Origin of the sequence: Aeromonas sp. QDB23 (assembly GCF_027707745.1) — a bacterium.
Taxonomy (GTDB): Bacteria; Pseudomonadota; Gammaproteobacteria; order Enterobacterales; family Aeromonadaceae; genus Aeromonas; species Aeromonas allosaccharophila.
Genome location: NZ_JAPCJA010000100.1, coordinates 1 through 5,977, shown reverse-complemented (window position 1 = coordinate 5,977; position 5,977 = coordinate 1). Strand labels below are relative to the sequence as shown.

8 protein-coding genes are annotated in these 5,977 nt (G+C 61.9%); 4 read left to right on the top strand and 4 right to left on the bottom strand.

Annotated elements, in window-relative coordinates:
* Positions 1-152: 152 nt before the first annotated feature.
* The 3 genes from PG888_RS22190 to PG888_RS22180 are packed head-to-tail and all read left to right on the top strand — an operon-like array spanning position 153 to position 3,799.
* On the top strand, positions 153-392 hold the full coding sequence (locus PG888_RS22190) for a ribbon-helix-helix domain-containing protein (protein WP_003089107.1): 240 nt from the start codon (positions 153-155) through the stop codon (positions 390-392).
* Complete coding sequence (locus PG888_RS22185; RefSeq protein WP_003463562.1) at positions 392-802, top strand: putative toxin-antitoxin system toxin component, PIN family; 411 nt, start codon at positions 392-394, stop codon at positions 800-802. The genes PG888_RS22190 and PG888_RS22185 overlap by 1 nt, the downstream gene beginning before the upstream one ends.
* Before the next feature lie 3 nt (positions 803-805).
* Positions 806-3,799 (top strand): Tn3 family transposase, encoded by a 2,994-nt coding sequence (locus tag PG888_RS22180; protein WP_270694401.1) that lies wholly within the window; start codon positions 806-808, stop codon positions 3,797-3,799.
* 12 nt (positions 3,800-3,811) lie between these two features.
* On the opposite strand, the gene PG888_RS22175 is transcribed toward PG888_RS22180, so the two are convergent.
* From PG888_RS22175 to PG888_RS22165, 3 genes are read right to left on the bottom strand one after another with little or no spacing between them, the layout of a single operon-like run.
* Positions 3,812-4,024: a GDCCVxC domain-containing (seleno)protein gene (locus tag PG888_RS22175; protein WP_003089113.1), complete on the bottom strand. Its 213-nt coding sequence runs from the start codon at positions 4,022-4,024 to the stop codon at positions 3,812-3,814.
* 7 nt (positions 4,025-4,031) lie between these two features.
* Complete coding sequence (gene merP, locus PG888_RS22170) at positions 4,032-4,307, bottom strand: mercury resistance system periplasmic binding protein MerP (RefSeq protein WP_003150552.1); 276 nt, start codon at positions 4,305-4,307, stop codon at positions 4,032-4,034.
* Positions 4,308-4,319: 12 nt separating this feature from the next.
* Positions 4,320-4,670, bottom strand: a complete 351-nt coding sequence (locus PG888_RS22165) for a mercuric transporter MerT family protein (protein ID WP_003089115.1) — start codon at positions 4,668-4,670, stop codon at positions 4,320-4,322.
* A gap of 74 nt (positions 4,671-4,744) precedes the next feature.
* Between PG888_RS22165 and merR the strand changes: the two genes are divergently transcribed.
* Positions 4,745-5,143, top strand: coding sequence for an Hg(II)-responsive transcriptional regulator (gene merR / locus PG888_RS22160; protein ID WP_003089120.1), 399 nt, complete (start codon positions 4,745-4,747; stop codon positions 5,141-5,143).
* A 342-nt stretch (positions 5,144-5,485) separates the two neighbouring features.
* Here merR and PG888_RS22155 read toward each other — a convergent pair whose 3' ends face one another.
* Positions 5,486-5,731, bottom strand: a complete 246-nt coding sequence (locus tag PG888_RS22155; protein ID WP_101618213.1) for a plasmid replication protein RepB — start codon at positions 5,729-5,731, stop codon at positions 5,486-5,488.
* Positions 5,732-5,977 lie beyond the last annotated feature (246 nt).

Here is a 5,977-nt window from a genome sequence, read left to right as displayed (position 1 = left end):
CAGTGCCTGCATAGAGAAAACAGACTACCCGCTCCCGGAAGAGTTGTTGTCAACATCCTCCCGGTGAACGGTTACGTTCGTTTTGTCGAACCATTGCATCGCCCTTTGTGATTGGCGTATAAACACACAAACACCTATTAGCGGAGAACGCTATGAATACCATTCGCTGGAATGTCGCCGTCTCGGCCGACACCGACCAGTCGCTTCGGATGTTTCTGGCCAGCCAGGGCGGCGGCCGTAAGGGCGACCTGTCGCGCTTCATCGAAGAAGCGGTACGGGCACACATCCTGGAGCTGAGCGCTGAGCAGGCCAAGGCCGCTAACGCCCATCTGAGTGAGGCAGAATTGACCAACGCGGTTGACGAAGCGCTCGACTGGGCACGTAAGCGCTGATGCGGGTCGTGTTGGATACCAACATCCTGTTCAGCGCCCTGATCTCGCCACATGGCGCGCCCGATGCGATCTACCGTGCCTGGCGGGCGGCGCGTTTCGAGGTGGTGACCTCGCGGATGCAACTCGATGAAATTCGTCGAGCCAGCCGCTATCCCAAGCTTCAGGCCATCCTACAGCCCGCCAAGGTGGGCGCCATGATCAATAACCTGCAACGGGCTGTGGTACTGGAGCGCCTGACCATCGAGGTCGAAGCCGATGATCCGGATGACTCGTTTTTGCTGGCCATGGCCTTGGCGGGCGATGCGGACTACCTGATAACCGGTGATCGCCGCGCCGGCCTGCTGCAACGCGGGCACATCGAACGCACGCGGATCGTCACGCCCGCCGTGTTCTGCGTCGAGGTGCTGTGATCAATGCCGGTCGGTTTTCTGACTCAAGAGCAACGCGACGGTTTTGGCCGCTATGTTGATTCGCCCAGCCGTGAAGAGCTGGAACGTTACTTCCACCTGAGCGATGAAGACCGTGAAGCCATCCAGGTGCTGCGGGGTAACCATAACCGTCTGGGTTATGCCGTTCTGCTGACCACCGTCCGCTTCGTTGGCGTTCTGCCGGACAAGCCCGCCGCCGTGCCGGTGGAAGTCCTGCAGGTGCTTTGCCGACAACTGGCGATTCCAGACCCCGACTGCCTCCAGCGCTATAGCGATCATCGCCGCTGGATACATGCCACCGATATTCAGAACCGCTTTGGCTATCGTCATTTCACCGATCCGGGCATCGGCTTTCGCTTGAGCCGCTGGCTGTATGCCCTCTGCTGGACGGGCACCGACCGGCCGGGAGTGCTGTTTGAGCGAGCCACCTCGTGGCTGTTCACACAGAAAGTCCTCCTGCCTGGTGTGTCTCAACTAGAGCGCTTTATCGCCCAGTTGCGCAGTCGGGTCGAAGAACGCCTCTGGTTTACGCTGGGCCGCAGCGTGACTGAGGAACAGCGATTGCAACTGCAAGACTTGCTGACGGTGGCCGAAGGCAACCACAGCTCCCGGCTGGATCAATTGCGCTCCGGCCCGGTCATGGTCAGTGGCCCCGCGTTGATTCGGGCACTGCGCCGGCTCGATGACGTGCGCGGCATCGGCATCACCTTGCCGGCGGCGGCGCACATCCCTCCCAGCCGTATCGCCGCCCTGGCCCGCTTCGCCAACACGGCCAAGGTCACCGCGATTAATCGGCTGCCGGCGTCGCGGCGGATGGCGACACTGGTGGCCTTCGCACTCTGCCTGGAGGCGACTGCGCACGACGACGCACTGGAAGTCCTGGAGGCCTTGCTGCGCGACCTGTTCAGCAACGCGGAGAAGGCCGACAAGAAAGCCCGCATGCGCAGCCTGAAAGACCTGGATCGGTCGGCCGCGACGCTCGCCGCCGCGTGCAAGGTCGTGCTGGACAGCTCGATCAGCGATGACAACGTGCGCGCCCGGCTGTTCAACGACCTGCCGAGGACCACCCTGGAAAAGGCCCTGGAAGAGGTCAACGCGCTGATCCGCCCGGTAGATGACGTCTATTTTCTTGCATTGGAAGCGCGCTACCGCAGCGTGCGCCGCTTCCTGCCCGACCTGCTCAAGCACATCCGCTTCGGCTTCAGCCCGGCCGGCAAGGGCGTGGCGGCTAGTCTGGAGTGGCTGCAACTGAACCTGCCGCGCCGGAAGCCAGAGGATGACGCGCCGCAGGAGATCGTGGCCAAGGCTTGGCAGAAGCACATCACCCGCGAAGATGGCTCCCTCGACATGGGTGCCTATGTGTTCTGCACGCTCGATGCGCTGCGCACGGCCCTGCGCCGCCGCGATGTCTTCGTCTCGCCCAGTTGGCGCTATGCCGACCCGCGCCTTGGCCTGCTCGACGGTGCCGAATGGCTGGCGGCGCGACCGATCATCTGCCGGTCACTGGGCCTGACCATCGACGCCAAAACCACCCTGGACGCCTTGTCCGTCGAGCTGGATGCAACCTGGCTGGCAGTAGCCGCGCGCCTGCCCGACAACCCGGCGATTCAACTGAGCGAGAACACCGAGGGCAAGACCGAACTGTCGCTCGGGGCGCTGGACAAGCTGGACGAGCCCTGCTCGTTGCTGCAACTGCGGGCGGCCGTGTCTGACCTGATGCCGCGTGTCGATCTGCCGGAAATCCTCTTGGAAATCGCCGCCCGCACTGGCTTTTCCGAGGCCTTCACCCATGTCTCCGAACGCAATGCACGCGCCGACAACCTGGTCACCAGCCTCTGCGCGGTGCTGTTGGGCGGGGCCTGCAACACCGGCCTGGAGCCCTTGATCCGCACCGACAACCCGGCGCTGCGCCGTGACCGGCTGTCCTGGGTCAGCCAGAATTATATCCGCGACGACACCCTGTCAGCGGCTAACGCCATCCTGGTCGGAGCGCAAAGCCAACTGGAACTGGCCCAAGTCTGGGGTGGCGGCGAGGTCGCCTCCGCCGATGGCATGCGCTTCGTCATACCGGTGCGCACCGTGCATGCCGGCCCCAATCCGAAGTATTTCGGCACCGGCCGGGGTGTCACCTGGTACAACCTGATTTCCGACCAATTCTCCGGCCTCAACGCCATCACCGTGCCCGGCACGCTGCGCGACAGCCTGGTGTTGCTGGCGGTCGTGCTGGAACAGCAGACCGAGTTGCAGCCGACGCAAATCATGACCGACACCGGGGCCTACAGCGATGTGGTGTTCGGGCTCTTCCGCCTACTTGGCTACCACTTCAGTCCGCGGCTGGCCGATGTCGGCGGTACCCGCTTCTGGCGCACGCGCCCGGACGCGGACTACGGCAAGCTCAACGGGCTGGCCCGCCAGTCGGTCAAACTCGACCTGATCGCCGAGCACTGGGACGACCTGCTGCGCCTGGCCGGCTCGCTCAAACTCGGCCGGGTGCCGGCGACTGGCATCATGCGCACGCTGCAAACGGGAGATAGACCCACCCGGCTGGCCCAGGCGCTGGCCGAATTCGGGCGGATCGAAAAGACTCTGCACACGTTGACCTATATCGACGACGAGTCCAAGCGCCGCGCCACCCTGACCCAGTTGAACCGAGGCGAAGGCCGGCACAGCCTGGCCCGCGCCGTGTTCCACGGCAAACGCGGCGAGCTCCGCCAGCGCTACCGCGAAGGCCAGGAAGACCAGCTCGGTGCTCTGGGCCTGGTGGTGAACATCATCGTGCTGTGGAACACCCTCTACATGACGGCGGCCGTGGAACGGCTCAAGCAGCACGGCTATCCAGTGCTGGAAGAGGATTTGGCCCGGCTATCGCCGCTGATCTACGAGCACATCAACATGCTCGGGCGGTATTCCTTTGCGGTACCGGAAGAAGTTGCGCGCGGCGAGCTGCGGCCACTGCGTAATCCAGACGACGACCTGTGATCCCCCTAAACGCTATGAGCAACACCCAAGCTGCTGCTGGATCGGCGGGCACTTCACCGAGCCGAACGAACAGAAAACGCAGCAATCCCCTGGGTTGGGGCGCAGCAGCGCCTTGCAGTTGCTGCACTCGTAATAGAACTGGCAGGCGTCCGTGGGCATGGTTTCCGGCTTGGCGAAGCCGCAGCGCGGGCAAGTCAGCACGGACTCAAGGACAATGGCGCTCATCGTGACCTCACTTCTGCACTGTGGAGGGGTATCCCGCGTTCGCGGTCGCCTCAGTCAGTGCCTCGGGCTGGGCCTTATCGGGATCGTAGGTGACGGTCGCCGTCTTCTGGTCGAAATTGACCTGGACGTCACTCACGCCGGACACCTTCTCCAGCGACTTCTTGACCGTGATCGGACAGAGTCCGCACGTCATGTTCTGCACGTCGAGCGTGACGGTTTTCGGGGGAGCCGCCAGCGCCACGAAGGGCAAGGCGAAAAGCACGGCGATCAGCAGTTTGCGCATGGTTAATCTCCTTCAGTAGAACAGCGGGGCGAGCCACGGCACGGCCAATAGGCCGAGCAGCAGCACGCTGACGATCCAGAACACGAGTCGCTGTCGCACGAGCGTGCGCGGATCGGCGCAGGGTGTACCTGGCGTACAAACCTGTGGCACCAGGTAGAGCTTGCGGAATGCCAATCCCAGGAACAGTAGAGTCAACCCGATGAAGAGGGGGCGTAGTGGCTCCATCATGGTCAGAGCGCCCACCCACGTACCGCCGACACCGAGTGCCAACAGCACCAGTGGCCCGACACAGCACACCGACGCACCGATGGCGGTCAGCGAACTCGCGACCAGCGAGCCTTTCCCGGTGAGTTGCATCCCCATTCCCATCTCCTGAGCCTGATTGCCTAGGTGCTATTCTAAACTCCGTACCAAAGTACGGAATCAAGGAGAAAGTGATGGCCACAGAGCTGACCATTGGCAAGCTGGCAGACGCCGCCGGGGTGAACGTCGAGACGATCCGCTACTACCAGCGACGCGGGCTGCTGGATGAACCAGCCAAACCCTTGGGTGGCCATCGGCGCTATCCGGTGGACATGGTGAAGCGACTGCGTTTCATCAAGCGGGCTCAGGCGCTGGGTTTCACGCTCTCGGAAGTCGGTGGACTGCTGACGCTGGATGAGTCGTGCGCCTGTGCCGAAACGCGAGCACGGGCTGCACGCAAGCTCGCGTTGATCGAGCAGAAGATGGCCGACTTGGTCGTCATGCAGCAACTGTTAGGCGAACTGGTGCAGCAATGTGATGCGGGAGACGGCGGAACGATCTGCCCGATCATCGAGGCACTGATCAGAGAGTAATGCCTGGCGGGTGAGCTGGAGATCGGAAAGCCCCTTTACGGTGGGATTCAGAGCTTACGTTGGTTTTTGGTTCCATTGCTCCCCAAACCCCAATTTTCGGCGGTTTGGGCTTACACCCCCCAATTACACGCAGGCCTTCACCCTGACCGTCCGTTACGGTGAGCACGACCGACTTTTGGCCAATGCCAACTGCCAGCCCCACGGTAGCGAGGGTATGACTGATCTACCTATGCGGTAGTTTCGACATGATCACCAATGCAATAGCATTCAGGAGACGGCTAATAGGTTTTTATCCTATTACAGTCTTTCTGCCGCAATGGCCTTCGCTTTCCATGGAGGACATCAGCGGATCGACGACAAATCGACCTCTATCCGCCTAAATCCAATGTTGTTTGCGGTGTTGGCCGCCGCGTCGATGCTCTTGAACACACGCCAGCCACCGCGTTGTCGTTCCAGGACAACGGTTTCGCTCTGTTTGCCGAACTGAACCAGGTGCAGGTGGTAGCCCTGACCCATCGGCGTCGGCACGATCATCGCCTTTGAGAACCCACCCTGCTCAAAGATCCATTTCGCTTTCAGCTCTTCCATGTCATATCTCACATTTGATGAATCAATTTGCGAATATGATAGCCTGTTGCGGTGTCCTTGGGTAGCGCCTCGGTACCGGTGCGCCTCCCCTACCCCATCAGCTGAGCCTCGGGGGCGTGAACTGGCCCAGTGAGAGAGAGACGAAGAGAGCGAAAAGAAGCGAAAGAGAATGGGGTTCTAGGGATTTTCCGTCCAAAAACGACAAAGTGCTCTGGAGGCCGCGCCGTCCGTGGCCTCCAGAGGGGT

What these genes read in the sequence shown, in the direction of transcription:
- PG888_RS22190 (WP_003089107.1), top strand. Translation starts at nt 153, where the DNA reads ATGAATACCATTCGCTGGAATGTCGCCGTCTCGGCCGACACCGACCAG.
- PG888_RS22185 (WP_003463562.1), top strand. Translation starts at nt 392, where the DNA reads ATGCGGGTCGTGTTGGATACCAACATCCTGTTCAGCGCCCTGATCTCG.
- PG888_RS22180 (WP_270694401.1), top strand. Translation starts at nt 806, where the DNA reads ATGCCGGTCGGTTTTCTGACTCAAGAGCAACGCGACGGTTTTGGCCGC.
- PG888_RS22175 (WP_003089113.1), bottom strand. Translation starts at nt 4,024, where the DNA reads ATGAGCGCCATTGTCCTTGAGTCCGTGCTGACTTGCCCGCGCTGCGGC.
- merP (WP_003150552.1), bottom strand. Translation starts at nt 4,307, where the DNA reads ATGCGCAAACTGCTGATCGCCGTGCTTTTCGCCTTGCCCTTCGTGGCG.
- PG888_RS22165 (WP_003089115.1), bottom strand. Translation starts at nt 4,670, where the DNA reads ATGGGGATGCAACTCACCGGGAAAGGCTCGCTGGTCGCGAGTTCGCTG.
- merR (WP_003089120.1), top strand. Translation starts at nt 4,745, where the DNA reads ATGGCCACAGAGCTGACCATTGGCAAGCTGGCAGACGCCGCCGGGGTG.
- PG888_RS22155 (WP_101618213.1), bottom strand. Translation starts at nt 5,731, where the DNA reads ATGGAAGAGCTGAAAGCGAAATGGATCTTTGAGCAGGGTGGGTTCTCA.